Origin of the sequence: Pedobacter planticolens, from assembly GCF_014172375.1 — a bacterium.
GTDB lineage: Bacteria > Bacteroidota > Bacteroidia > Sphingobacteriales > Sphingobacteriaceae > Pedobacter > Pedobacter planticolens.
This window is the reverse complement of sequence record NZ_WNXD01000002.1, coordinates 1,467,859-1,492,492: the sequence shown is the minus strand read 5'-3', so window position 1 is coordinate 1,492,492 and position 24,634 is coordinate 1,467,859. Positions and strand designations below refer to the sequence as shown.

The following is a 24,634-nucleotide window of genomic DNA, read 5'->3' as shown; positions in this document are numbered from 1 at the left end:
CAGAAGCGATGACAAAAGTAGTAACAGGAGAGAAAGAATTTTTTAAAGGGATTGAACAAATCAAGTTTGAAGGTTTGCAAAGCGATAACCCAATGGCATTTAGATGGTATGATGCTACTAAAATAGTTGCCGGTAAACCTATGACCGAACATTTCAAATTTGCATGCGCCTATTGGCATTCATTTAACGGCAATGGTGCAGATCCTTTTGGTGGTCCAACACATGTCTTCCCATGGGATGAAAAGAAAGATGCAGTGGAGCGTGCAAAAGATAAGATGGATGCTGCGTTTGAATTTATTACCAAAATGCAATTACCTTACTATTGTTTCCACGATGTGGATGTAGTGGATTATGGAAATGATATTGCAGAAAATGAGCGCAGATTACAAGCATTGGTGGAATATGCAAAGCAAAAACAAGCGGATAGTGGTGTTAAATTACTGTGGGGGACGGCTAATTTGTTTAGTCATAAGCGTTATATGAATGGTGCTTCGACTAATCCAGATTTTCATGTGTTGGCTCATGGAGCGGCACAAGTTAAAGCTGCATTGGATGCTACCATCGCCCTTGGCGGACAAAATTATGTATTTTGGGGAGGGAGAGAAGGTTACATGAGTTTGCTAAACACGAACATGAAACGTGAACAGGAGCATTTGGCTCAGTTTTTACATACTGCTAAAGATTATGCTCGCAAACAAGGCTTTAAAGGCACGTTCTTTATCGAGCCAAAACCTTGTGAGCCATCAAAACATCAGTATGATTATGATGCTGCAACAGTGAAAAGCTTTTTACAACAGTACGATTTGCTTGAAGATTTTAAATTGAATATAGAAGTTAACCATGCAACATTGGCTGGTCATACTTTTCAGCATGAGTTGCAGGTGGCGGTAGATAATGGTTTGTTGGGTTCTATTGATGCGAACCGTGGGGATTATCAGAATGGATGGGATACAGATCAGTTTCCTAATGATATTAATGAATTAACGGAAGCGATGCTGATTGTTTTAGAAGGTGGCGGTTTGCAAGGTGGCGGGGTAAACTTTGATGCGAAAATTCGTCGTAATTCTACAGATATGGCCGATTTATTTTATGCACACATTGGCGGAATGGACATTTTTGCCCGTGCTTTAATTACTGCGGATGCTATTCTTAGTCGATCGGATTATAAGAAAATTAGAACAGATCGTTATGCTTCTTTTGATAGTGGGAAAGGTGCTGAATTTGAAAAGGGAAATTTAAGTTTAGAAGAGTTGAGAGACTTTGCTGTTAACAATGGCGAACCTGAAGTGCGTAGTGGTAGACAAGAGTATTTAGAAAATTTGATTAATAGATATATATAAGAATTGATTTTAGGCTGGGGAGTGAGTAGTACAGGTTTTTGTTAACTAAACCCAATACAAGTGGAAATACTTTTTTATCACGCTATCTCGACTGAAGCCCATCGGAATCTTGTTCGTCATTCCCGTGAAAACCGGAATCGTAATGCGTAAAAAGCCTCTTATTGCATTACGGTTCCCAATCAAGTTGGGAATGACGAGTGAGTTAAAGATAACAAGCTGAACAAGATCCTTCGACAAGCTCAGGATGACCAGCGAACTAAAGATGGCAAGTGAGTTAAAGATAACGGGCGTAGCAAATACCAATTTTTATTTTGATTAAGGTTACCTAAAAATTAATTTTCAAAATAATGTACTATATTTTTCAATTTTATTACATTTAGACCTCAAATCAAACTAAATAACTAAATGAATGAAGAATAACGTATTAGACACGAAGGATTATATTGTATTTTTAATCTACTTCGTAATTGTAGCCGCTTATGGTTTGTACATCTACAACAAGAAAAAATCTGCTTCTAGTGGCTCTAAAGACTATTTCCTTGCCGAGGGTTCGTTAACTTGGTGGGCTATTGGGGCATCGTTAATTGCCTCTAACATTTCTGCCGAGCAATTTATTGGCATGAGTGGTTCTGGTTTTAAAATGGGCCTTGCTATCGCAACTTACGAGTGGATGGCAGCAGCAACATTAATTGTGGTTGCAGTATTTTTCATTCCGGTGTATCTTAAAAACAAGATATTTACCATGCCGCAATTCTTGCATCAGCGTTATAATGGTACGGTTGCTATGATTATGGCCATTTTTTGGTTGCTATTATATGTAGTTGTAAACTTAACTTCTATCCTTTATTTAGGTGCATTAGCTGTTAGCAGTATCTCTGGTTTTGATCTTAGTGTTTGTATGTATGCTATTGCTGCTTTCGCTATTATTATTACCCTAGGCGGGATGAAAGTAATTGGTTATACGGATGTTATTCAAGTTTTCTTTTTGATTTTAGGTGGTTTGGCGACTACTTATTTAGCGTTGAACTTGGTTTCGGATCATTATGGCACGAGTGGTATTTTAGAAGGCTATCATGTAATGACGCAAAAAGCATCGGAACATTTTCATATGGTGTTAAAACCTGAAAACCCTAATTATATTGATTTACCTGGTTTAAGTGTGCTTGTTGGCGGTATGTGGATTGTGAACTTGAACTATTGGGGCTGTAACCAGTACATTACGCAACGTGCTTTGGGTGCTGATTTAAAAACTGCTCGTGGTGGTATTTTATTTGCTGCATTTTTAAAGTTATTAATGCCAATTATTGTGGTGTTGCCAGGTATTGCTGCTTATGTTTTATATAAGGATGGGGCTTTTCAGACTGAAATGCTTCAGGATGGTTCTGTGAACCCAGATCGTGCTTACCCTGTATTATTAAATTTATTACCTGCCGGATTAAAAGGACTTTCTTTTGCTGCATTAACCGCAGCAGTTGTGGCTTCATTGGCTGGTAAAGCAAATAGTATTGCTACTATTTTCACCTTAGATATTTACAAAAAGGTATTTAATACTGAGGCGTCTGAGAAAAACTTGGTTGTAGTTGGAAAGATTACTATTGTTGTTGCAATGGTGTTAGGTGTGTTAATTGCACCACATTTAGGCATTGATAAAAAAGGTGGTTTCCAATACATACAGGAATATACTGGTTTTGTATCGCCTGGTATTTTTGCCATGTTTATTTTAGGTTTCTTCTGGAAAAGAACAACTTCTGCCGCTGCGTTATTTGCTACAATTGGTGGTTTCGGGCTTTCTCTTTTACTTAAATTCTTACCGTTATGGACAGATTTATCTTTCCTTTCGGGAATGGGTTTCTCGGTAAAAAATACCGCAGGCATTTACGAAATTCCGTTTATTGATAGAATGGGCTTTGTATTTTTATTCTGTGTACTGGGTATGGTTTTAATTAGTTTCCTTACTAACAAGAAAGAAGCTGAGGCTAAAGGACTTGAAATTGATGCTAAAATGTTTAAAACCACAACTGGTTTTGCAATGGGTGCCATTTTAATTATAGGCATATTAGTTGCACTTTATACTGTTTATTATTAGAATTGATAACTCAAGAAAAAGCTTTCCGAAAATCGGGAAGCTTTTTTTGTATGACACAAAACCTATCGGGATAAATTTCTTTTAATCTCTAATTTACATCAGCTACTTCCTTAATTTAATCTCAAATGAAAAATAGACTATTAATAACCATCGCTTTTATTGTAATTTCTTTTCAAGTAGGCTTTACTCAGACCAAACGCGAATTTAAAACATGGAACCCTGCTACTGATAGCTTACAAGTATTGGGCGCCCAAGCTTGGCCTAAAGAAGTTAAAGATTATTATGATCGTTTGCCAGAAAGAGCAGAGAAAACTGTTCGTAAAGATGTTTGGGATTTAAGTAAAAATAGCGCTGGCCTTAACCTTCGTTTTAAAACTAATGCTGATGAAATTATTATAAAATATGTTGTGAGCGGAGGTAAACAAATGCCGCACATGCCTGCAACTGGTGTTAGTGGTATTGATTTGTACGCTAAAAATAGTGATGGCAAATGGCTTTGGGCGTCTGGTCAATATTCATTCGGTGATACGGTTGTTTATCGTTTCAAAGGATTAAAATCGAAGGATGATTATGTGAAAAATCTTCAATATACCATGTACTTGCCTTTATATAATTCGGTAAAATGGATGCAAATTAGTGTGCCGAAAGAGGCTGAATTTATACCCTTGTCTGTAAGAAAAGAAAAGCCAATTGTTGTTTATGGAACTTCGATTGCACAGGGTGCATGTGCTTCTAGACCTGGTTTGGCGTGGACCAATATTTTAGGTAGGAAGTTGGATAGAACAGTAATTAACCTTGGTTTTTCGGGAAATGGCAGACTGGAAAAAGAGTTGATTGATTTGTTGACTGAGATTGATGCTAGAGTTTATGTACTAGATTGTTTGCCCAATTTAACAGCACCTCAATATATCGCCACGGGTGAGTTAAAAAAGCGGATTGTATCTTCTATTAAACAATTGCAGGAAAAACGACCATCAACCCCAATTCTATTTACTGAGCATGACGGCTATACAGACGATGGGATAAATTTGGACAAAAAGAAACAATATCAGGATGTCAATACTGCTTTAAGAGAAGTACTTGATTCGCTTTCAGCGACGGGTATAAAAAATGTATTCCTTTTATCGAAAAAAGAAATTAACCAGGACATTGAAACAATGGTTGACGGTACTCACCCCAATGATGCTGGTATGATGCGCTACGCAGACGCCTATGAAAAAGCATTGTCAAAAATACTAAAGGAACCTATTGGTGATAACACAACAACCATCCCGGTAACGCAAGGTCGTGATGCCAGCACATATAATTGGGAGACTAGGCACAATGCCGTACTTGCTTATAACAAAACGCATCAACCCCAAGTTATTTTTTTAGGAAATTCTATTACCAATTATTGGAGTGGCGAACCAAAGGCCCCTATTCGCCGCGGTGAAACCTCTTGGCAGAAATATTTTGAACCAAAACAAGCCGCAAATTTTGGCTTTGGGTGGGATAGGATTGAAAATGTTTTGTGGCGTGTGTATCATAATGAACTGGATGGTATTTCACCATCACATATTGTACTGATGATAGGCACAAACAATTTACAGTTAAACAAAGATGAGGACATTGTAACTGGATTACAGTTTTTAGTAAATGCAATCCATGAAAAACAGCCAGGTGCAAAAATTATACTATTAGGTATTTTGCCAAGAAGAGCCATGGAAGACAGGGTTGCAAGCCTTAATAAATTGCTTGCTAAGACTAATATGAGTAAGAATACTCTATTTGCAGATGCTGGAAAATTGTTTTTGAAAACAGATAAAAAGATTGATGAAGCTTTGTTTACTGATGGTTTACATCCTAATGAACAAGGTTATGAAAAGCTGGGTGCGTTTATTGCAACAAGGTTAAAATAGTTACGGTAATACGACGTGTTGGGCATAAATAAACATAATATCTTTATCTTGTAATCTCTATTATGCACTTGACCATCTCACAGCCAAAGAAAATAATTTTACCCATAATTGTGTTGGCACAATTCTTCTGCACTTCCTTATGGTTTGCAGGTAATGCGATTATAAGCGATTTGGTTAAACAGTTACATTTTCCATCTTCCTATTTGGCTCACCTTACTAGTGCCGTTCAGTTCGGTTTTATTATTGGCACCTTAGTATTTGCTTTGTTAAGTATTTCAGATCGTTTTTCTCCTTCTAAAATTTTCTTTATTTGTGCTGTTGTTGCTGCGTTAACAAATCTGTGTGTAAGTTTTAATGGTATAACTGTTACTCAATTAATGGGTGTTAGGTTTATTACTGGTTTCTTTTTAGCTGGCATTTACCCAGTGGGTATGAAAATAGCGGCAGATCACTTTCAAAAAGGGTTAGGTAAATCGTTAGGGTTTTTAGTTGGGGCATTAGTTTTTGGAACTGCTTTTCCTCATTTCTTAAAGAGCATAAATGGAATACCTTGGCATTACATTGTGTTTTGCACTTCTTTACTTTCTCTAATTGGAGGTTTTGCCATACTTATTTTTGTTGCCGATGGACCTTATAGAGCTATTAGACAAACCTTAAGTTTAAGCGTATTTATAAAGGGATTTAGTAATAAAAAGTTTCGGGCTGTTGCTTTTGGGTATTTTGGACACATGTGGGAACTCTATGCCTTTTGGGTTTTTGTTCCTGTTATTTTGATAGCCTATAATAATCAACATCCGAATGATGTGTTTAATGTTCCGCTTTTTTCTTTTTTAATTATTGCTGTTGGAGGCATTGCTTGTGTAATTGGCGGAATGATTTCAACTAAATTTGGTGTAAAAAAAGTTGCTACTCTTTCTTTGGGTTTATCCTGTGCATGTTGTTTAACTTCTCCATTGTTTGTATTAAATGGTTCGGCAATTGTTTTTATGCTATTTATGTTTATTTGGGGGATGGCAGTTATTGCAGATTCTCCTCTGCTTTCTACTTTGGTGGCTCAAAATGCTGTAGCAGAATACAAAGGTTCTTCTTTAACTATTGTTAATTGTATTGGCTTTGCTATTACTATTATTAGCATTCAGCTAATTGATGCTTTAATAAGCGAAACAAATGAACAATACATTTATATGTTATTAGCGTTAGGGCCTATCTTAGGGTTAATCGCACTGCGAAAAAGCGATTAATTGTTTTCAGTTATTAAGATAAACAATCTTACCTTGTATTAAATATGTACGTGATGAAATTAAATCTAAAAACGAAGAGCTGCTTTGTTATCTTATTTGCATTAGCTACTTCAGCATTTGCTCAAATCAACCCAAAGTTTAAGGAAATCCACCATCAGTTTTATGGACAATGGCCAAAAACTATCACATTTAATCAAAAAACTGGTTTTTATAAAGCCGACACACTTACCAGAAGTCAAACTTGGTATGAGGCAGGGATTTTCCCTAATTTATTCCGTATTGATTTTGGAGATCCTAAAGATGGAAATGCTGTAATTTATAGAGGCGACACTACTTATAATTTCAGACAGTCTAAAAAACTTAAACCTGCAGTTAATCCAAATATTTTAGTCTACCTGTTGGGAGGTATGTATTTTGAAACCCTAGAGCAGGTTAACCAAAAGCTAACTAAGGATGGTTTTGATATGAGTAAAGGTTTTAAAGGTATTTGGAAAGGAAAAGAAGTTAATATTATTGGGGTAGCAAGTACTGATACAACAAAAAGCCAATTATGGTACGATGCAAAAAATCACTATTTAGTAAGGATGACTCAACAAAATGAGAAATCCCGTTTAGAATGCCAGTTTGAGGATCATCAGAAAATTGGCAAAATATGGCATGAGGGAAATGTTAAGATATTTGTGAATGGTAAACTCGTACAAACAGAAGAATACCACGATTTTAAAATCAATGTAGATTTAAATCCAGATTTCTTTAACCCTGAAAAGTTCGGTTCATGGCATTGGATGAATAAATAGCGAATAACAATAAGAGTGTAATCATTAATCAAAAAGATAACCGCTATAGGCTAGGCCTTTGGCAACGCTTTTAAAGTTATCGCCAGAGTTTAGTTTTAGGTGCGGAAATTTTTCTTTAAACAGCTGCTGAATGCTACTAACCATAGAAGTACCTCCCGTTAAAAAAAGACTATCAATATCTTTTACTTCAATGTTGTTCTGTAACATAAATTCATTAAGATAAGCCGAAATGCGATCTACATCTTTTTTAATAATTTGCTCATAGCTTGCCAATGAGATTTCTTCGTCAATTTGGATATCCATTTTATGGTAGCTAAAGTTTGAAAATTCTGCATTAGATAATTCAATCTTAGTTTTTTCAATTGCTTGAAATACGGAGTAGCCTAAATTATTTTCAATCAGTGTAATTAGGTTTTTAAATTTAGGGTCGTTTCTCGAATAGTAATAGTAATTTTCAATATCTTTTTTAATGCGCTGTCCATTAAAAAAATTCATTTGTTCCCAAGAGCAAATATTTACAAAAAGCGACTTTGGCACAGTTAACATTTTACCTTGGGTTGCTTCATAGGTAGTATGCTTACCAAAATATGGTGTTCCTTTTTCCCACATAAATGCCGAATCGAAACTATCACCACCTACGTAAATACCTCCTGTAGCCATCATATCATTCTTCCTGTCTTTACTTCCTACTTTTTCTGGATCAAGCACTAAGTACGTAAAGTCTGTTGTACCACCACCAAGATCCGCTACCAATACCTTTTCCTTTTTTACCAATGTTTTCTCATAGGCAAAAGCTGCACCAATAGGTTCAAACTGAAAGCGAACATTTGTGAAACCAGCAATCTCGGCTGCTTTATCAAGTCTGTTTTGGGCTAAAGTATCTTTCTGTACATTATCATCATTAAAAAATACAGGCCTCCCAATAACCGCTCTTTTACAATCTTGACCTATCAATTCATCGGCCCTGCTTTTAAGCTCTTTTAAAATAATTGCCACAAGATCTGAAGCACTATATCTCTTATTATGAATTCGAGTTTCTGTAAAACTACTCCTAGATAAAATCTGTTTGATAGATTTAATAAAACGTCCTTTCATCCCATCCTTTAGGTAGGCTTCAATGGCTTCCTCACCCACCACGTAATTTTTATCCTTACTTGCATTGAGCTGATGATAAAAATAAATTAATGAAGGAATAATGATAGTATCGTGGATTTCTTTTGAATCCTCATCAAAAATAGCCAATGCCGAATTAGTAGTGCCAAAGTCAATTCCGTATAAAAATTTTTTCATTTGGAGGGAGGATAAAACAATTAAATTTTAGTGGGGCGGCGAAAGTATTAAAAATTAGCATCAAAAAGAAATGGAATGTTAAGATTGGCATTTACCCTACTGTTTAAAAGAAGTTACAACAACTAATAAGGTAATGTTACCTAGTTCTGCTAACAACTTTATACAAGGTTAAGTGTTAACCCATACTTCATTCGCACTTAAGTCGGGGTTAGTTCGGATACAATTGTCACAAGTCCGAACCAACCCCGACCCAACCCCGAACTAACTCCGAACTAACCCAGAGCAAGTCCACGGCAAAAGGCAACTATTTAGCCTGCTTTTACGATATAATTATGAAGATTATAACAAAAAAGCGAATGCTTATTTTAAGCTAAAGCAATAATAACAATGAGAAATATTTAGATGTTTAAACTTGTAATGTTTATTTTAAAACTAAATCCTTCTTCTCTTCTCTATCAACTTCCTCAAGTTCTTTGATATACTGTATTTTTAGATGATCATATAATGAGTGCTTATCTATCAGCATAGATACCAGACTGGCCACCATCCCTGCTAGGATTAAGCTAAATATAGCAGTCTGACGGTTGGTCATTTCTAAGACTAAAATTGCCGATGTAAATGGAGAACGAGTTACTCCTGTTAAAAAGCCTACCATTCCTGCCAATATTAAAAGATTGGTATTTGTTTCTGATAGGTTGAACCAACCAGCGATGACAGAACCCACCGAAGCGCCTGCTGCAAGTGCAGGAGCAAAAATTCCTCCAGCAGCTCCAGTTGTAAAAGATACCATTGAGCTACATATTCTTATAATTGGAACATACCAATGTGCATGACGATCTGAGGTGAACAATACGGTTTCCATAACTTGTTTACCTGAACCTAATGCATTTGCTCCGAAAAGTATAGCAAGCGTTACAAGTATAATTGCACAACATACTACATAAACCATATTGGCACGTACCGATTTCAATCTTGCTTTCCATCTAAGTACTACCAAAATTAATTTTCCCATCAAACTTCCCAATAGCCCAGAAATGAGTGCAACTATCAGTACTCCAAAGAAAATATAATTTGAAGTGTTATCAACTTTCGGATAACCTAAATAGAGATATGGTCCTAGTATAGCTTGGGCAGTTAATCCAGCAATGATTACAGATGAAAAAATAGCGGTCTTGAAAAAACTGAAGTGTGTTTTAGTGAGCTCCTCAATTGCAAATACAATTCCACCAAGTGGTGTATTGAATGCCGCGGCTAATCCAGCTGCAGCACCTGTTACAATCATATTCCTCTTTGCTACCTTTGGCCACCAGTGTGGTAACATTGAGTTTACCGAACGAAATATAGAGGCGGAGATTTGAATTGTGGGGCCTTCTCTCCCAATTGCGCCTCCTCCCATTGCCATTATCAAACTTGATAGCACTTTTACAACCATAACCTTAAGGCTAAGTAGCTTAGCAACAATACCGCCTGTTTTTGGAGCTGAAATCGCTATCCCCGCCATTACTTGAGGAATACCGCTGCCTTTAGCATAAGGTGCAAATTTCCAAACTAATAACCAGGCAAGTACAAAACAGACTGGTGTTAGTGCAAAGAGTAACCAAATATTATAGTTGAAGACCCAAAGTGCAACTTCCTCTGCCATGATGAACAGCTTAGCATAGGCAACTGCTGCTAATCCAGCTATCATTGAGGCAATCCAAAAAGGTATCGCCTGCAAAAGGTTTTTTTTAAATCGTTCGTTACCGATGCGATCAAATGATTTTTTGAGTTGCTGGCGAATGACCGATATTATTTTTTTGGATTGCGACATGGGTTTCAGTAGAAGTTTAGCGAGCGCAAGGCAAATTACAGAAATGTTTTTTTAATTTTTCTTAAAGATACTCTCCTTAATATGAAAAAATGTTTTGATCCTCTTTACTCAATGGTTTGAAAACCCCCTTAAAACAAAAAAGCCTTACATTTCTGTAAGGCTTTCAACCTACTTTCGAGCCTATTTACTTTTCCACAGACCTGCTTAATGATCTTATTAAAATTTTAAGGATTGGTGAAAATGATTTAGAATAACGAATAAGTTTCATGAAATTATTTTCAAGCTACTCTTTTAACGAAGCCATATCAATTACGAAACGGCAACCTACATCGTTTTTTAATTGTGAGTACTGTTGTATTCTTCATCGGTTACCTCATTTAGCCAAACTGTTTCGCCTTTCTCTCTTCCGGTAACTGCTAATTGAACAAAAGAATGATCAGCACTTGCTCCATGCCAATGTATAACATTTGGTGGGCATTTTATTGCATCACCTTTGTGTAGTATCTTTTTAGTTTGACCTTTTTCCTGATAGTAGCCAACGCCATTGGTTACTAATAAAATTTGACCAGCAGGGTGCGAATGCCACTTTGTTCTGGCTCCAGGTTCAAAAGTTACATTGCCTACCGATGTTTGGTTTAAGCTGTCAGCATTGATAAGCATTTGTAAATATGACGTTCCTTTGAAATTGGTGCTTGTAATTTTTTCGCCCTGCGAAAAAATGATTGAGCTTTGTTTTGTTGTTTCTTCTTGCTTGTTGCACGAAATGGTAAGCATTCCTATAAAACATAGGCAAACTATGGTTTTAAAATTCATCTTTTAAAGGTTAGTTTGATAGAAAGCTACTAATTTATTTACCGCTTGTGAAACATATTCGGGTTTCCAATAGGTTTGTATATGGGTGGCGCCATTAATAAGAAATAATTCTTTGTTTTTTGCATTTGTTGCTTTTGCAAAAGCCTCTTCTGTCATATAATAGGTATCGGCTTTGCTACCTGCAATCATTAATAATGGTTGGTTAATTAAATCCATATTGGTAGCAGCATCCCAAGTCATTAAGTCGAGCAGGCTACTCATGGTATATTTAAAGGTTGAATTTGGGTGCGTGTAAGTTCTATAATAATATGCATATCCTTCACGGTATAAATCGGTTGGAATTTTGGCAATTTCTTCATCTGTTGGATTGGCTGTACCTGCATATATCACTTCACCACCTGCAGCTTCTTGCGCTCTCGCATCTGACGCTGTTTTTAATCGTTCTTGTATGGTGTTAAGTGCTGAATTCTGAAAACCATTACGTCTCACCTCTCCAGAATTAAACATGCTTAATGTAGCAATTGATTTAAATCGTTTATCTGATTGGGCAGCTTTTACAGCATAACCTCCACCGCCGCAAATACCTAATAAACCAAGTCTTGTGGCATCAACACCTGCATAGTGAGAAATGAAATCGGCCATAGAATGAATATCTTCAATACGGTTAGCAGGTTTATCTACATTACGTGGAAAGCCATCGCTTGCTCCTTGATAAGCTGCATCTGCTGTAATGGTAATGTATCCTTGTTCTGCTAAGCGTTGAGCATACAAACCTGCCACCTGTTCTTTTACACCTCCATTTGGATGGGCTATTACGATAGCTGGATATTTTTTAGCTGGATCATAATTGGGTGGTGTGTAAACATTGGAAGCAATGATTAGTTCGTTAATTTTATACGTTTCGGGGTGGATGTTTACCTTTCCAGCCACATTTTCGGTAATGGCGCCATCGTACACTAAAGTATAGGGATTTTGTAGATTTATCTTTTCTGTAGTTTGTCCTTTTACTGTATCAATTGATGCCATTGATAGCGTTAATGCGGTTATTAAAGTTACTTTTCTCATTCTTTATTATTTAAAGTGCTTCATTAAGATTTACGGTTTTCGAGAACTTTGCTTAAAACTTGTTGTGCTGCTTTAGCTTTTTCCTCTCCAACGGTTTCTTGGATAATTGCAGCAAACTCTTTCAGTTGATTGGGTGTGATACCAAGATTTAATGAAATGGATAAATGGCTTTGTAGCATTGGTTCTGCATAGCCAATGGCACTGATTACAGAAATGGTTACTAGTTCTCTTTGTGCATAGGTTAACACATCTCTTTCGAAAATATCAGCAAATAAATGTTCTTTTAAAAAGGCATCCATGGTTGGTGCAAATGCCGAATAGCCCGAAAGTTTGTCGGGTTGCGGCGTTTTGGTTAATTCGCCTAAAATTTTCTTGCCACGCTCATATTTATTGGTGTTGTTAGCAATAGGCGATGCATCAGTTCCAATAACATCATTAATTCCTTTGGCTTTGCGTTCTTCGAGCACTTCTATAAAAGTTTGTAGACCACGAATGCTACGCGGAAAACCACAATACGCATAGGTGTGCACTACTATCTCTTTAATTTCATTAATGGTTAAACCTGCCTCCAATCCCTTATTTAAGGCAATTTTTAGTTTGGGCAAATTGCCAATCGCGGTAAGCGAAGAAATGGTAATGATACTTTTTTCCTTTATACTTAAAGTTTGATCTAATATTTTCATTTGCTGTGCATTTGTAGAGCCTACCACTAACGAAACACTTATCATTATTAGTATAAAACCAAAAACTCTTATTTGTTTCATATCGTTTCTATTTATCTAATCCCTTTTCCTTTAACCATTTTGTTAGTACATCAGCTACCTCTTTATTGTTTAAATCTGACATGACAAAATGCGTATTTCCTTTAATGCCTATTTCTGGTAAATGAACAATGGTAACATCGCCACCATGGGCATTTACTACCTTGGCCCACTGACGAGCTGTGGCAAGTACATTGCGCCAAAAGTTTAATGAGGCCGCATTAGCTTCTTCCTTTGGAATAAAATCGCCGAAATAAACAACGATTGGAATTTTAGTTAGCTTCATAAACTCATTTAACGGCAAACCTTTTCCTCCTCGATTGCCTTCTGGCACTTCTCCTTCCGGAAAAGCAAATCCCCCTGGTTCAATGGCAACAATTGCTTTCACGCGATTATTTTTGATGGCAGTTTTCCAGCCAGGCGAACCACCTGCAGAATGCGTAAAGAGTATGCCCTCTCCAGATTTGTCAAACACTGCAGACATGGCATTCACAATGGTTACTTCGTCTACATTTCCAGTATTCGGGGTCATCATTCGGAAAAAATTATCCATAGATAAACTGTCTTTCGGAAACTGAACACCATTATTGAAATTTGGATACAAGCCAATTCGAAATTGTGTAAACCAAGTTTGATCATCTGGTATTGACGTAATTTGTGTAGGTTTTGTAGTTTGCCCAGCAGCACCGCGTCCGGGTTGATCAACTAAATATACTCCATAACCTTTTCTTAAAAAGATATCAGAAAAACCTTCTCTGCCATCGGCTGTGGTTTGCCAGCTACGTTTAGATTGTCCGTAGCCATGTAGGAAAACCATTGAGAGATGCTTTGCTTTTGCTGGGATTTGATAAAATACATCAGCGTGATCTCCGTGTCGTGTTTGTCCACCTTGCTGAACATTCCAAGGTTTTAGCGGGTCGAATGTACCTTCGCTTTTAACCACCGTACCACCAGCAGAAAATGCACCTTGCTCTTTAATAATCAAAGGTTTCTGATTGGTTGTTTTTTGTGCATAAAGCGATGAGGAGAGCATGATTAATAAGCATATAGCACTCCAATAGCTTGTGATTTTCTTTTTCATCTGTTAAGTTTTGTTTTTAGGGTGATGAAGCTGTCATGATTTTTCACTGTTACTGGGTGATTTTGAAAAATCATGACGATTTCATATACAATTATTTACCAACTCTTGCTTGTAAATGCGCTGGATATCTTTCTCCTACGATTTCAATAGTTGCAAGTGCTGCTTTAATATTTTCTAAATCTTTATTACTCAAATGAACATCGGCTCCGCCCACATTTTCTGCTAATCGATGCAGTTTTGTTGTTCCTGGAATGGGTACAATCCAAGGTTTTTGAGCTAATAACCAAGCTAAAGCAATTTGTGCTGGCGTAGCTTCTTTTTCGGTAGCAATGTTTTTTAATAAGTCTACTAATGCTTGGTTAGCCTTTCTGTTTTCTTCAGAAAAACGGGGTACACTATTTCTGAAATCATCTTTATCAAACTGTGTGTTTTCATTTATCGCTCCAGTTAAAAACCCTTTACCTAATGGGCTAAAAGGAACAAATCCAATTCCTAACTCTTCGAGTGTTGGAATAATTTCTTTCTCTGGTTCACGAAAAAATAGAGAATATTCACTTTGTAATGCAGCAACAGGTTGTACAGCGTGTGCTTTGCGGATGGTTTCTACTCCAGCTTCTGATAATCCCCAATGTTTGATTTTACCTTCTTTTATTAAATCCTGAATGGTTCCAGCAACATCTTCTATAGGTACATTTGGATCAACACGATGTTGGTAAAAAAGGTCGATGTAATCTGTATTTAAAAACCGCAATGAATTTTCAACTACTTGCCTAATTCTTTCTGGGCGACTATCTACACCTTTGGTTGCATCGCCATCTAAAAACCCGAACTTGGTAGCAATCACTATTTTATCCCTAAACGGCTGAACTGCTTTGCCTAACAAGGTTTCATTACCTCCTTGGCTGTATGCTTCGGCAGTATCAAAAAATGTTACACCTAATTCATAAGCATTTCTAATTAAGTTAATGGCTTCCTTTTCATCTGTTGCTGGTCCATAACCAAAGGTTAACCCCATGCAACCTAATCCTAATGCGGAAACTTCTAATCCGCTATTTCCTAATGTTCTTGTTTTCATATCTTATGATATATTATATTTTAAATATCTAGTTTTCTGCCACTCAACCATTTTACCATTTCAGGGTTTCGATGGTCGAAAAACAAACTTTGGTTAGTGTCTAACGTTGAAATGGTTTTCAAATCATCTTCTGAAAGATTGAAATCGAAAATGTTGAAATTCTCTGCCATCCTTTCTTTTTTAACGGATTTCGGGATTACAATTATCCCACGTTGTGTTAACCAGCGAAGAATAACTTGTGCCACGCTCTTGTTGTATTTTTCTCCAATAGCAAACAACAATTCATTTTTAAAAATATCATTTTTCCCTTCTGCAAATGGCCCCCAACTTTCAATCTGCACATTATTGTCTTGCAAAAATTTTTGTGTTTCGATTTGTTGATGAAAAGGATGTGTTTCGATTTGATTTACCGCAGGGATAATTTTATTGTGCAATATTAAATCTATTAACCTATCGGGATGAAAATTAGCTACACCTATAGCCTTAACTTTTCCTTCGGCATACAATTCTTCCATCGCTCTCCAAGAGCCATAAACATCTCCATAAGGTTGATGAATAAGGTATAAGTCTAGATAATCTAATTGTAATCTGTCCAAGGATTTCTGAAAAGCTTTTTTAGTGCTTTCGTAACCAGCATCCTGAACCCATAGTTTGGTTGTAATAAAAAGCTCTTCCCTTGCAACACCGCTTTTTTTAATGGCATTACCTACCGAAACTTCATTTAAATATGAAGAAGCCGTATCGAGTGAACGATAACCTACATTTATAGCATCAACTACGCTTTGTTCGCATTCTTCGGCATTTGTGATTTGGAAGACACCAAACCCTAAAATGGGCATTTCTATACCGTTATTTAATTTTATATTTTCCATTTTGTTATTGTTTAATAATATGATGTAGTGTGAAGATTAACGAGTTTCCATTCTGCATTTTTCTTCGTGTAAACTTCTGTGTAAACTAACTTATAAACGCTACCTTCGTTAACAGTAAACCAACCCTTGCCTACCAATACAGCAGTATCGCCATATACTTCGGCTTTATGTTCTTGTGGGTCAATTTTATTATATACAAAGCTTTTCGTTTTCAACTGATTAATCCATTCGGTTTTGTTAGTTACATGACCAGTGATATGGACAAAAACCAATTCATCATCAAATAAGTTTGCTACATTATCTATTTGTCCAGTTGTTTTCCATCTGAATTTTTCTAGCGATAGTTCTAAAATTTCTTCAACTGAATTTGTAGTGTTTTCCATTTGTTCTTTTTGTAATCATTCACTGATACAAATGTCTTATCTATTTCTGTATCAGTTGTTATACCAATTACAGGATTACCTACCATTATTACTGATTTGCACGAGCTGGTAATAAAAAAAGGATTTGATGGCTTACCTTTACTTTAGTAAAACGAATAGTATGGAAAATATAGTAAGGTTTGATACCATTGCTCAATACAATGCATTTAATAACAATGAAACGCTGCATCCTTTGGTAAGTGTGGTCGATCTTTCAAAAGCAACGCCGAGAAAGAATAGCAGAATGAGTTATGGATTTTATACCGTTTTTTTAAAGGATATTAAATGTGGCGATTTACGTTATGGCTGTAATTATTACGATTACGAAGAAGGAACTTTAGTTTTTGTTGCGCCAGGACAGGTGATTGGCATAGAAAACAATGGAGAATATTATCAACCACAAGGACATGCACTTATTTTTCATTCCGATTTAATTCATGGTACTGCATTAGGCCGCCATATTAATGACTATACTTTTTTTTCTTACGATGTTTTTGAGGCGTTACACTTATCTGAAGCAGAGCGAAAAATTATATTAGATTGTTTTTCAAAAATTCAATTTGAATTAACTCATTCCATTGATAAACACAGTAAAACATTAATTGTAGCAAATATTGAATTGTTCCTTAATTATTGTGTTCGTTTTTACGATAGGCAATTTATTACCAGAGAAACGGTACACAAAGGTGTTGTAGAAAGATTTGAAACCTTGATTAATGAGTATTTCCAATCTGATAAACCACAAACTATTGGTTTACCCTCTGTTAGTTATTGCGCCGAGCAACTTAATTTATCTTCGAACTACTTTGGCGATTTGATTAAAAAAGACACGGGAAAATCGGCACAAGAATATATTCATTTGAAATTAATGGATATTGCCAAAGAGAAAATATTTGATACAAGAAAATCGGTTAGCGAGATTGCTTATGAATTGGGTTTCAAATATCCACAACATTTTAGCCGTTCATTTAAACAGCATGTTGGGATTTCTCCTAATGAGTATCGATCGTTGAATTGAAATTAAATCCCTCACTGATCCCTTTCAAGCAGAAAATAAGGGAAATCTCTAAAAACAAGAAAGCCTTACCGGGCATGGTAAGGCTTGTTCTTGTTATTGCTCCCTCTGCTGGGCTCGAACCAGCGACCCTCTGATTAACAGCGCTCCAAGCATACTTTGTGATATCTATATTTATCTATAAGTATTCTGTTTATCAGGTATTTACAATTTTATTTTTTATCTTTGACCATACGATTTTTTGGGTTGTTGTTAAAATTTCCGTGCAAATTTTGTGCAAATATTCCGAAGACATTAAATTTTTTGAGATATGAAAAAAGCATCGATTTCTATTTACCATGATACCAGAAGGGCACTGGACGATGGACGGTTCCCAATAAAGCTACGTGTTTATTTTGGAAAGGCAAAGATGTATGAAACTGGCTTATCGGCCTCCGTTGAAGATTTTGAAAAGGCCTATATAAACCCTTCTCCTAGGGGACGGTTCAGGGAGCTACTACTAAAGATCAAGGCAATTGAATCAAAGGCAATGGAGGCAATAGAGTTCGTGCGGTCTTTCACGTTTGCGAAATTTGAAAAGGCCCTATTCAGGAATAAGCCGATGTCCAACAACGTCATTGAATATTACAAGGATTATATTTCGGAACTTCAGTGCCTCGACCGCATCGGCACGGCCTCAAGTTATAAGTGCAGTTTAAGTTCAATTCTCAGGTATGTTAACCAGGGCAGGAAGAAAGGAGTTGAAAAACTTGGGTTTGACGTAATAACACCTGAGTTCCTCCATAAATATGAACGTTGGGCACTGGAAATGAACATGAGCAGGAGTTCCATTGGCATATACCTGAGGCCACTCAGGAAGCTGTTCAATACAGCAATTGCCAACGGGGATATCGATCCAGATGTCTACCCCTTCAAAAAATACAGGATCCCAACGGGCAAGAACATCAAAAAGAATATTGAAAAGGATGTGCTCAAACTGCTTTACACCATGGAGGTCCAGGATGAGAACATAATAAAGGCAAGGGATTTCTGGTTCTTTAGCTACCAGTGCAATGGGATGAACTTCAGGGACATTGCAGAACTGAGGTGCAAGAACCTTACAGACACCTATTTCTCGTTCCTGAGGCATAAGACCCTGAACACGACAAAGGAAGACCCTACCCCAATCGTGGTTCCGATCACTGCCGGGGTGGAAAGGATCATCGCAAAATATGGCAAGAGGGATGGAGATGACAACGATTATGTCTTCCCCATACTTCAACAGGGAATGCCTCCCGAGGAGAGGCACCGTGCCAACCAGAACTTTATCAGGTATGTAAATCAGCACATGCGGAAACTGGCCAAGATGGCCGGTCTTTCATTTAACCTTGGCACAATGTACGCCCGTCATTCATTTACCACCATAGTTGCAAGGGAGGTTGGCCTGGAGTTTGCACAGGAGGCACTTGGACATACGACCCTAGCCACTACACAGAAGTACTGGGCAGGTTTTGAGAGCAAGATCAAGAAGGAAGTTGCAGAAAAATTGCTGGACTTTATTTAGTATTCGAAAAATAGATGTGATGGGTTAGATGGAGAATATCTGAGTGGATATCCTTTCAATTGCGATCTCCAAACGCTGTTTTTGATGCTCTAAAAGCGGTTTTTATTTGTCATTTTGAGTAATTTGGCAGAGTTTTTAATCATTTTTCTAAAATAAAAGCAATCAAAAAACATCTTTTAAAGCCATTTTTAATAGCTAAATTGTGAACAACATATTATTAATTTAATTTGTCTTTTAGTGTATAGGAAGTTAAAATTTCAGTTCTGCCGAGCCAAATAGATGACTATATCGCTGACAATAAACCAAGGCATATTTATAATCTTTAGCAACCGTACCAGCAGGTAGCATATAAAGTTGATTTCCGCTTACTGATTTCAAATTGCCGAGATTAATAAAATTAACAGGGTTGATTTCCTTGCTCAAATATACTTTCAGATCTGGTCCATTACTGCTAGAAAAATCTTCAAAAGCCAATTGTAGCACATCTGCTACCATGTACACTTTGGCTGATCCAGAAACTGTTCCGTAAGGTCCGTTACTAAAATTCCCTACAGTTTTTATGGTAGCTGTGGCATCTACCTTTTCATTTAGGGATTGTGTAGGTGTATTTTCTTTTTTACAGCTAAAAAATAGTAATAGTATTATCGCTAAAAGGAGAGTATTTTTCATTTTCTTTAAGTTAGGGGAACAGATTTTTGCAGCATAAAAACTTGTTTTAACAGCCTATAGGCTTGGACCAAGGCAGTAAATAATAAGGTAAAGCCAATAATCCAGTTAAAGATGTACTGATTGGCTTTTAAAAAATCGATAAACAGGTTGCCAGTAAGGCCATAAAGCACAAATGAAATGCTTGTGCCTATGCCAATGGAAAGAATATACATACGGTATCCAAAACTATTTTCCACGAGCAGGTTTTTATTCCTTAAAACAACTGTCCAACCCATCCAAAACGGAAGATGCAAGGGATTTAAAAAACTCAAGAGTACTCCTGCCCAAAAAGGATAATGGCTGCTAAAAGGAATAACATCTTTCAGTTCTTCCATTTGAAACGCTGCAACAAAGCTCAACGTAGCCAGAATAAAAAGTACTGTACACATGATGACATTTAGCAAAGTCAGGATTTTTTTCAGCTTGCCAAGTTTACCCATAATGATAATGGCAACCCACACCAGCAGCATTTCCATGATAATTGCTCCTATTCCAAAAGCAATTGCATCAGCAACCTGATGTTTTAAAATCAATCCAACAACGCTTATGTTTAGGGTTCCAACTGGGATAGACCCTATTAAACTGATGAACAGACCAGCGGCAAATATTTTGAGGTATTTCATAACTAGGCAATTAATTTAACATATTCACTGTTTTTCCTAATCAATGCCATTCCTTCCGCGTAGCCCATTAATTTAAGGTTATTGTTTTTCTGGTTTATCATGCTAATCTGGTAAAGAATGTTCCAATGCCTGATGAGTTCCTTCCATGCAAACCATATCGAATGTTTGGGATCATAAATGTGGGTTGGCTCACTACTAGCACCATTTAGTTCGATAACTACAAAATTCTTGCCTTCGCAAAGTTCTTTCCAAGTATTGTATTTGATATCCAAACGCCCAAAGTAAAATTCTGGGATTTGCATGCAGAGTGTATCTATCGAAGCGGTTAGCTCAGCTGTAATGAGATGGCTCAAGTCCAAAAATAAAGCACCCCTACAGTGGTTGCCGTACGGAACAAGCACTTGGGTTTCTCCAACATTAAGTACATGTTCAATTTCTTTTCCCATTACTTTTTCTAATTCGTTAAGTTGAAACAGGTAACGGTTATTTTTGATTACTAGTTCGCGTATTGTTGAAGTACCATCGCCAATAACTTCCATAAATTCTTTACCAACAATACCAGAAATCTTACCTGTTTTTTCTCCCGGAATTCGATAGTAAAAAATCCCTACTTCATTAGGGAAGCTAATGTATTCTTGCAAGAGAAAATCTGTATATAGCTGGTCAGCGTATGTACCCAATTCTTTTTTGTTAGTAATCAGCTTAACCTGTATTCCCCTCTGACCAACATCCGGTTTCGCGATAATAGGGAATTGAAGTCCCGCGTTTTTCATCAGTTCCAATAACCTATCTTCGCCCGCACCAACTTCAGCTAATACAGTACTGGGATAACTCCTTTTAGGCATAGTTTGATAGATCAGGCTTTTACGTTCCATGGCAAAACCTGCATTTTCAATTTTAGGGTTGGCTGCACTAAAAAAGAACAATGACCTTGCCTTTATGCCCAGAAAGATCCAATAACCAAAAATGGGGAGATAGATGACTTCCATTGGCCAATATTCCCAATTTGTAAGCTTAATATAGCACTTCCGTAATAGCATAAATAGTTTCATTCTGCAAGTCATTATAGGTAATGGAAATTTTTTCTTCTTTTAGAGCTAAGCAGGTAACGCTAACCGTTTTTACCTTTTCTCGATTGATAATCAGTCCTTCAAAACATGCTTCTCCAGCAAAGTGATGAAAATCCATAACCTCATCTTCTAGCGGAGATGGTTTTTGTAGTTGCCAGCGTTTAAACCATTCTGTTCTTTTCAATACTGCATGTTCATCATAAAGCGTAGCCGAAGACCATATACCAGCTTTTTTTGGATCAAGGTTTTTTATATGCCTCAGCACACCATCCCACCGAAACTCGATTAGCGATTGCTTGCTGCAGATGATGAGCGTAAAGGGTTCAATTCCATCTAGAATCATGGTGGCGAGTTCATCTTTTGGACTATGTGTATTTATAACTTCCATCAAAACCAATCCCCTACTTTTTAGATAATAAGATTTGCTTTTGTATTTAACAAAAGCTCCGTTTAGCAACACCGCAGCAATTCCCTTTGTATTGATTGCTATCCATGTTCCTTTTCCATCTGGATCCTTTGGATAGATAATTTTGAACTCACCATTATTGTAAACAGTTGGATGTATTGCGTTTGACCTGGTCTTCTTTTCATCTCTGTTGGAAGTAAGAAAAAATCCATCTGCTGTAGGAATATAACTTACTGTGCACATACCGCCCTAAATTTTAAGGTAGAACAAGCTACGCCAAACATTGCTGGAAGTTCAATAGTTGAAACTTCGTTTATTCCAATTCTGATCAGGGCCATGTGATGTACAGCATGCTCCAGATTATAGACCAGTTCACGAAAGTAATTTGTAGTAATATCACCATCCAACATTTCATCAGCAACATGGCCTGAACAATCGTAATCTGCTTTTAATATCAAAACCCGGTTTGGTTTCGAAAGATTTGAAACAATAAGCTGTAACTGCTCAAGTGCAAAACTGTTGTCCGATTCGATGGTATGGTTTCTCTTGCGTTGGTCATAATCTACAGTTCCCGAATCATAGCCATTATTCAGTTCGATAAAAAACTCTAATATATGACGGGTATGCTGGCCAATACTCGAATTGGACAGAACGCCGATAGCACAGGTAAACTCGTCAATACTTAATTCTTCCAATACTTTTCCGAGTTGTGCAAGTAAATTTTCTAATGGCTGTAGTAACTTCATGATCGTACAAATAAGCTAATCAATTGATTTCTATTTACATATACCAGAACCGAACTACAGACAAACACTATACAGGCTAGAATGAAAAGTTCGCCTCCATCATTTGCCACAACAACACCAAGTTTAGTGAGATGCGAAAAGATGGCTCCAGCCATAGTGCCCATTGCCATTAGTGCACCATAAACGGTGGTTTTCGGGAAAAGGATCAAGATAGAGGCAATCAGTTCGATAATTCCTGTTCCAACTCTTCCCCAAGGCTCTATCCCTAGTTGGGTAAAAATGAAAACAGATTCTGGCGAAGCGGTAAATTTGAAATAAAGGGTCTGTAAAAGGATTACTGCAACCACTAGGCGAAGAATCCAACATATTATTTTTTTAGCTTTCATGGGACAGTGGATTACATTAAACTAAATTTGGTACCAACACAATAGGTAAACCCCTGTAAACGGTAGGCTTGTACGTGGAGAGGTGAAGTAAAATAGGTTGCCTCAATATAAATAGTTTGTAGTAATGAGGAATTTGTTTTATAGGACAGCCTACTTCCAATTTTTGCAAAAACAGTGTTACTAAAAACAATATTTTGCTTAGTTATCTGAGCTGCATTGTTGTTGGTTACCCTAGGTTCACCAAAGCGTTGAAATCCTGGTCCGGCATATAAGTCCAGGCTAAATTTCGAGGGCAAAAATCTAAAGGAATAACCGCCACTAACACCAACCTGAAATAGAGAACTATTAGCATCCTCAAATAGGTAATTATTAGGGTTATCTCGAATAATCTGGTTATATCCGATGGAATTTAAGCTTACATCTCCTTGGAGGAACCAGTTCTTTTTCAACTTCAGTTCGATTCCCGAATTAAATGTAACCGACGATTTGAGCACTTTTGACAATGCTCCAGGCATGCTTATTATTCCTACACCGGTTGTTAAAGCTATTTTGGTGGTGTCTTGTGCAAACAGTACGTTTCCATACACAAGTAATAGTGCAAACAGTACGTTTCTCATTATCCTTTATTTTTAATGGTAGGCCATTTCTCGTCTGCCGATTTGATTCTCTGCTTTTGGTCCTTCATCCACATCTCTTTCACTTTGCCATTGTAATTAAAATAGAGTTTGTCGTCTACCACTGTCCAAGTATCGGTTTGTGTTGGTGCTTTATGGTCTTCAGAGCAACCGTATGCGCAGTATCCTCCATATTGTGGAGCATACTTTTCAGGATTTTTTTTGAAAGCGTTCAGATTTTCGGTACTTGAAAAAAACCATGTTGCTTCTTTCCATTGGTAAGAAAGTGAATCGGCACCCTTTATGGCTTTGGATTGGGTGAAGAATGCAACGGGATCATATCCCTTAATGGCTTTGCCGGCTGGGGCGAAGATTTCTGATTTTTGTGCACTGGCGTTAAACAGGATGAATAAAGTTAATGCGGCAACAAATAAGGTGCGTTTCATAATGAAGGTTTTTAAATATGAATTTATTTATTTAAGAATTTGGCCCAGCTCGCATCCGCTTTGGCCTTAAGGCTCTTTTCGTCCTTGTTCCAACTTTTTTTGGTATTGTTGAAGAACTTGTTGTAGAATAGGTACAGTTTTCCGTCAAGAATTTTAAAGGTTTCAGGATCTATTTCAACTTTTTCTCCTGTTTCGCCCATGGCATAGGCACACCATCCGCCATATTGCGGTTCGTATTTGGCAGGGTTTGCCTTAAAAAGCTCCTTGTTCTGATTGGTAGAAAACCGATAGGTGATACCGCTATTTAACACGGTCATTTCTTTTTTACCTTCAACTGCAGTTCCTGTGGTGAAGTAAGCAACAGGATCATAACCATCAATGGCTAAGGTAGATTTATCGATATTAAATTCTTTTTTACGCTCGTTGGCGTTCTGTGCAAAAGTTGCATCAATGGTAATTGCCGAAAATACCATCAGTAATAAAATAACTTTGTTCATTTCGATGTAATTGAGTTAAACTATTTAAG

General features: G+C 36.9%; 25 protein-coding genes. 7 read left to right on the top strand and 18 right to left on the bottom strand.

The genetic code is table 11. The features are described from left to right. The first annotated feature begins 8 nt into the window (after positions 1–8). The 5 genes from xylA to GM921_RS15275 all read left to right on the top strand — a co-directional run bounded on the left by xylA (position 9) and on the right by GM921_RS15275 (position 7,362). Positions 9–1,340 carry a xylose isomerase gene (xylA, locus tag GM921_RS15295; protein WP_182923503.1) on the top strand — a complete coding sequence of 444 codons (1,332 nt, stop codon included), beginning with the start codon at positions 9–11 and terminating at the stop codon, positions 1,338–1,340. Positions 1,341–1,749: 409 nt separating this feature from the next. Continuing rightward, complete coding sequence (locus GM921_RS15290) at positions 1,750–3,426, top strand: sodium:solute symporter family transporter (RefSeq protein ID WP_182923502.1); 1,677 nt, start codon at positions 1,750–1,752, stop codon at positions 3,424–3,426. A 125-nt stretch (positions 3,427–3,551) separates the two neighbouring features. After that, entirely contained in the window at positions 3,552–5,324 is a 1,773-nt protein-coding gene (locus tag GM921_RS15285) for an SGNH/GDSL hydrolase family protein (RefSeq protein WP_182923501.1), read from the top strand. Between the two features lie 113 nt (positions 5,325–5,437). After that, a complete protein-coding gene (locus tag GM921_RS15280) occupies positions 5,438–6,565 on the top strand; it encodes an MFS transporter (protein WP_202985666.1) in 1,128 nt (375 codons plus the stop codon). A 53-nt stretch (positions 6,566–6,618) separates the two neighbouring features. After that, complete coding sequence (locus GM921_RS15275; RefSeq protein WP_182923499.1) at positions 6,619–7,362, top strand: hypothetical protein; 744 nt, start codon at positions 6,619–6,621, stop codon at positions 7,360–7,362. 24 nt (positions 7,363–7,386) lie between these two features. Here the strand turns inward: GM921_RS15275 and GM921_RS15270 are convergent, their stop codons facing one another. From GM921_RS15270 to GM921_RS15230, 9 genes are all read right to left on the bottom strand, one after another. Continuing rightward, a complete protein-coding gene (locus GM921_RS15270; RefSeq protein WP_182923498.1) occupies positions 7,387–8,652 on the bottom strand; it encodes an Hsp70 family protein in 1,266 nt (421 codons plus the stop codon). A 421-nt stretch (positions 8,653–9,073) separates the two neighbouring features. Next, the gene (locus GM921_RS15265) at positions 9,074–10,462 is read right to left on the bottom strand and encodes a chloride channel protein (RefSeq protein ID WP_182923497.1); all 1,389 of its coding nucleotides are present in this window, start codon (positions 10,460–10,462) and stop codon (positions 9,074–9,076) included. 336 nt (positions 10,463–10,798) lie between these two features. Next, complete coding sequence (locus tag GM921_RS15260; protein ID WP_182923496.1) at positions 10,799–11,275, bottom strand: cupin domain-containing protein; 477 nt, start codon at positions 11,273–11,275, stop codon at positions 10,799–10,801. A gap of 3 nt (positions 11,276–11,278) precedes the next feature. Then, positions 11,279–12,340, bottom strand: coding sequence for an alpha/beta hydrolase (locus tag GM921_RS15255; RefSeq protein WP_182923495.1), 1,062 nt, complete (start codon positions 12,338–12,340; stop codon positions 11,279–11,281). 23 nt (positions 12,341–12,363) lie between these two features. Further along, complete coding sequence (locus GM921_RS15250) at positions 12,364–13,104, bottom strand: carboxymuconolactone decarboxylase family protein (RefSeq protein ID WP_182923494.1); 741 nt, start codon at positions 13,102–13,104, stop codon at positions 12,364–12,366. Positions 13,105–13,111: 7 nt separating this feature from the next. Then, complete coding sequence (locus tag GM921_RS15245) at positions 13,112–14,182, bottom strand: alpha/beta hydrolase (protein ID WP_182923493.1); 1,071 nt, start codon at positions 14,180–14,182, stop codon at positions 13,112–13,114. Positions 14,183–14,273: 91 nt separating this feature from the next. Then, positions 14,274–15,257 carry an aldo/keto reductase gene (locus tag GM921_RS15240; protein WP_182923492.1) on the bottom strand — a complete coding sequence of 328 codons (984 nt, stop codon included), beginning with the start codon at positions 15,255–15,257 and terminating at the stop codon, positions 14,274–14,276. A 20-nt stretch (positions 15,258–15,277) separates the two neighbouring features. Beyond that, on the bottom strand, positions 15,278–16,129 hold the full coding sequence (locus GM921_RS15235) for an aldo/keto reductase (protein WP_182923491.1): 852 nt from the start codon (positions 16,127–16,129) through the stop codon (positions 15,278–15,280). An 11-nt stretch (positions 16,130–16,140) separates the two neighbouring features. Next, the gene (locus GM921_RS15230) at positions 16,141–16,512 is read right to left on the bottom strand and encodes a nuclear transport factor 2 family protein (RefSeq protein ID WP_182923490.1); all 372 of its coding nucleotides are present in this window, start codon (positions 16,510–16,512) and stop codon (positions 16,141–16,143) included. A 160-nt stretch (positions 16,513–16,672) separates the two neighbouring features. Between GM921_RS15230 and GM921_RS15225 the strand changes: the two genes are divergently transcribed. Together GM921_RS15225 and GM921_RS15220 are read left to right on the top strand one after the other, a co-directional pair. Beyond that, entirely contained in the window at positions 16,673–17,569 is an 897-nt protein-coding gene (locus GM921_RS15225; RefSeq protein WP_182923489.1) for a helix-turn-helix domain-containing protein, read from the top strand. Between the two features lie 307 nt (positions 17,570–17,876). Continuing rightward, positions 17,877–19,109 carry a tyrosine-type recombinase/integrase gene (locus GM921_RS15220; RefSeq protein ID WP_182923488.1) on the top strand — a complete coding sequence of 411 codons (1,233 nt, stop codon included), beginning with the start codon at positions 17,877–17,879 and terminating at the stop codon, positions 19,107–19,109. A 249-nt stretch (positions 19,110–19,358) separates the two neighbouring features. Here GM921_RS15220 and GM921_RS15215 read toward each other — a convergent pair whose 3' ends face one another. Genes GM921_RS15215 through GM921_RS15175 form a run of 9 tightly spaced genes read right to left on the bottom strand, consistent with a single transcriptional unit; the run spans position 19,359 to position 24,605 of the window. Beyond that, positions 19,359–19,778, bottom strand: a complete 420-nt coding sequence (locus GM921_RS15215; protein WP_182923487.1) for a DM13 domain-containing protein — start codon at positions 19,776–19,778, stop codon at positions 19,359–19,361. A gap of 5 nt (positions 19,779–19,783) precedes the next feature. Then, a complete protein-coding gene (locus GM921_RS15210; protein WP_182923486.1) occupies positions 19,784–20,440 on the bottom strand; it encodes a LysE family transporter in 657 nt (218 codons plus the stop codon). A gap of 2 nt (positions 20,441–20,442) precedes the next feature. Continuing rightward, positions 20,443–21,492: an ATP-grasp domain-containing protein gene (locus tag GM921_RS15205; protein WP_182923485.1), complete on the bottom strand. Its 1,050-nt coding sequence runs from the start codon at positions 21,490–21,492 to the stop codon at positions 20,443–20,445. Further along, positions 21,455–22,159 carry an NRDE family protein gene (locus GM921_RS15200; protein ID WP_182923484.1) on the bottom strand — a complete coding sequence of 235 codons (705 nt, stop codon included), beginning with the start codon at positions 22,157–22,159 and terminating at the stop codon, positions 21,455–21,457. Before GM921_RS15200 ends, GM921_RS15205 begins: the two co-directional genes overlap by 38 nt. Then, a complete protein-coding gene (locus GM921_RS15195; protein ID WP_182923483.1) occupies positions 22,147–22,662 on the bottom strand; it encodes a DinB family protein in 516 nt (171 codons plus the stop codon). Before GM921_RS15195 ends, GM921_RS15200 begins: the two co-directional genes overlap by 13 nt. After that, on the bottom strand, positions 22,659–23,048 hold the full coding sequence (locus tag GM921_RS15190; protein WP_182923482.1) for a DoxX family protein: 390 nt from the start codon (positions 23,046–23,048) through the stop codon (positions 22,659–22,661). Before GM921_RS15190 ends, GM921_RS15195 begins: the two co-directional genes overlap by 4 nt. 11 nt (positions 23,049–23,059) lie before the next feature. Continuing rightward, positions 23,060–23,665: a hypothetical protein gene (locus GM921_RS15185; protein WP_182923481.1), complete on the bottom strand. Its 606-nt coding sequence runs from the start codon at positions 23,663–23,665 to the stop codon at positions 23,060–23,062. Continuing rightward, positions 23,665–24,108: a YHS domain-containing (seleno)protein gene (locus tag GM921_RS15180; protein WP_182923480.1), complete on the bottom strand. Its 444-nt coding sequence runs from the start codon at positions 24,106–24,108 to the stop codon at positions 23,665–23,667. Before GM921_RS15180 ends, GM921_RS15185 begins: the two co-directional genes overlap by 1 nt. A 23-nt stretch (positions 24,109–24,131) precedes the next feature. Next, positions 24,132–24,605, bottom strand: coding sequence for a YHS domain-containing (seleno)protein (locus GM921_RS15175; RefSeq protein ID WP_182923479.1), 474 nt, complete (start codon positions 24,603–24,605; stop codon positions 24,132–24,134). Positions 24,606–24,634 lie beyond the last annotated feature (29 nt).

Excerpts from the sequence above, each read along its gene's own strand:
- GM921_RS15240 (WP_182923492.1), bottom strand. The coding sequence starts at position 15,257 with ATGAAAACAAGAACATTAGGAAATAGCGGATTAGAAGTTTCCGCATTA.
- GM921_RS15275 (WP_182923499.1), top strand. The coding sequence starts at position 6,619 with ATGAAATTAAATCTAAAAACGAAGAGCTGCTTTGTTATCTTATTTGCA.
- GM921_RS15180 (WP_182923480.1), bottom strand. The coding sequence starts at position 24,108 with ATGAAACGCACCTTATTTGTTGCCGCATTAACTTTATTCATCCTGTTT.
- GM921_RS15215 (WP_182923487.1), bottom strand. The coding sequence starts at position 19,778 with ATGAAAAATACTCTCCTTTTAGCGATAATACTATTACTATTTTTTAGC.
- GM921_RS15200 (WP_182923484.1), bottom strand. The coding sequence starts at position 22,159 with ATGTGCACAGTAAGTTATATTCCTACAGCAGATGGATTTTTTCTTACT.
- GM921_RS15290 (WP_182923502.1), top strand. The coding sequence starts at position 1,750 with ATGAAGAATAACGTATTAGACACGAAGGATTATATTGTATTTTTAATC.
- GM921_RS15235 (WP_182923491.1), bottom strand. The coding sequence starts at position 16,129 with ATGGAAAATATAAAATTAAATAACGGTATAGAAATGCCCATTTTAGGG.
- GM921_RS15190 (WP_182923482.1), bottom strand. The coding sequence starts at position 23,048 with ATGAAAGCTAAAAAAATAATATGTTGGATTCTTCGCCTAGTGGTTGCA.
- GM921_RS15260 (WP_182923496.1), bottom strand. The coding sequence starts at position 11,275 with ATGAATTTTAAAACCATAGTTTGCCTATGTTTTATAGGAATGCTTACC.
- GM921_RS15250 (WP_182923494.1), bottom strand. The coding sequence starts at position 13,104 with ATGAAACAAATAAGAGTTTTTGGTTTTATACTAATAATGATAAGTGTT.
- xylA (WP_182923503.1), top strand. The coding sequence starts at position 9 with ATGACAAAAGTAGTAACAGGAGAGAAAGAATTTTTTAAAGGGATTGAA.
- GM921_RS15210 (WP_182923486.1), bottom strand. The coding sequence starts at position 20,440 with ATGAAATACCTCAAAATATTTGCCGCTGGTCTGTTCATCAGTTTAATA.
- GM921_RS15255 (WP_182923495.1), bottom strand. The coding sequence starts at position 12,340 with ATGAGAAAAGTAACTTTAATAACCGCATTAACGCTATCAATGGCATCA.
- GM921_RS15195 (WP_182923483.1), bottom strand. The coding sequence starts at position 22,662 with ATGAAGTTACTACAGCCATTAGAAAATTTACTTGCACAACTCGGAAAA.
- GM921_RS15225 (WP_182923489.1), top strand. The coding sequence starts at position 16,673 with ATGGAAAATATAGTAAGGTTTGATACCATTGCTCAATACAATGCATTT.
- GM921_RS15230 (WP_182923490.1), bottom strand. The coding sequence starts at position 16,512 with ATGGAAAACACTACAAATTCAGTTGAAGAAATTTTAGAACTATCGCTA.
- GM921_RS15220 (WP_182923488.1), top strand. The coding sequence starts at position 17,877 with ATGAAAAAAGCATCGATTTCTATTTACCATGATACCAGAAGGGCACTG.
- GM921_RS15205 (WP_182923485.1), bottom strand. The coding sequence starts at position 21,492 with ATGAAACTATTTATGCTATTACGGAAGTGCTATATTAAGCTTACAAAT.
- GM921_RS15185 (WP_182923481.1), bottom strand. The coding sequence starts at position 23,665 with ATGAGAAACGTACTGTTTGCACTATTACTTGTGTATGGAAACGTACTG.
- GM921_RS15270 (WP_182923498.1), bottom strand. The coding sequence starts at position 8,652 with ATGAAAAAATTTTTATACGGAATTGACTTTGGCACTACTAATTCGGCA.
- GM921_RS15265 (WP_182923497.1), bottom strand. The coding sequence starts at position 10,462 with ATGTCGCAATCCAAAAAAATAATATCGGTCATTCGCCAGCAACTCAAA.
- GM921_RS15245 (WP_182923493.1), bottom strand. The coding sequence starts at position 14,182 with ATGAAAAAGAAAATCACAAGCTATTGGAGTGCTATATGCTTATTAATC.
- GM921_RS15175 (WP_182923479.1), bottom strand. The coding sequence starts at position 24,605 with ATGAACAAAGTTATTTTATTACTGATGGTATTTTCGGCAATTACCATT.
- GM921_RS15285 (WP_182923501.1), top strand. The coding sequence starts at position 3,552 with ATGAAAAATAGACTATTAATAACCATCGCTTTTATTGTAATTTCTTTT.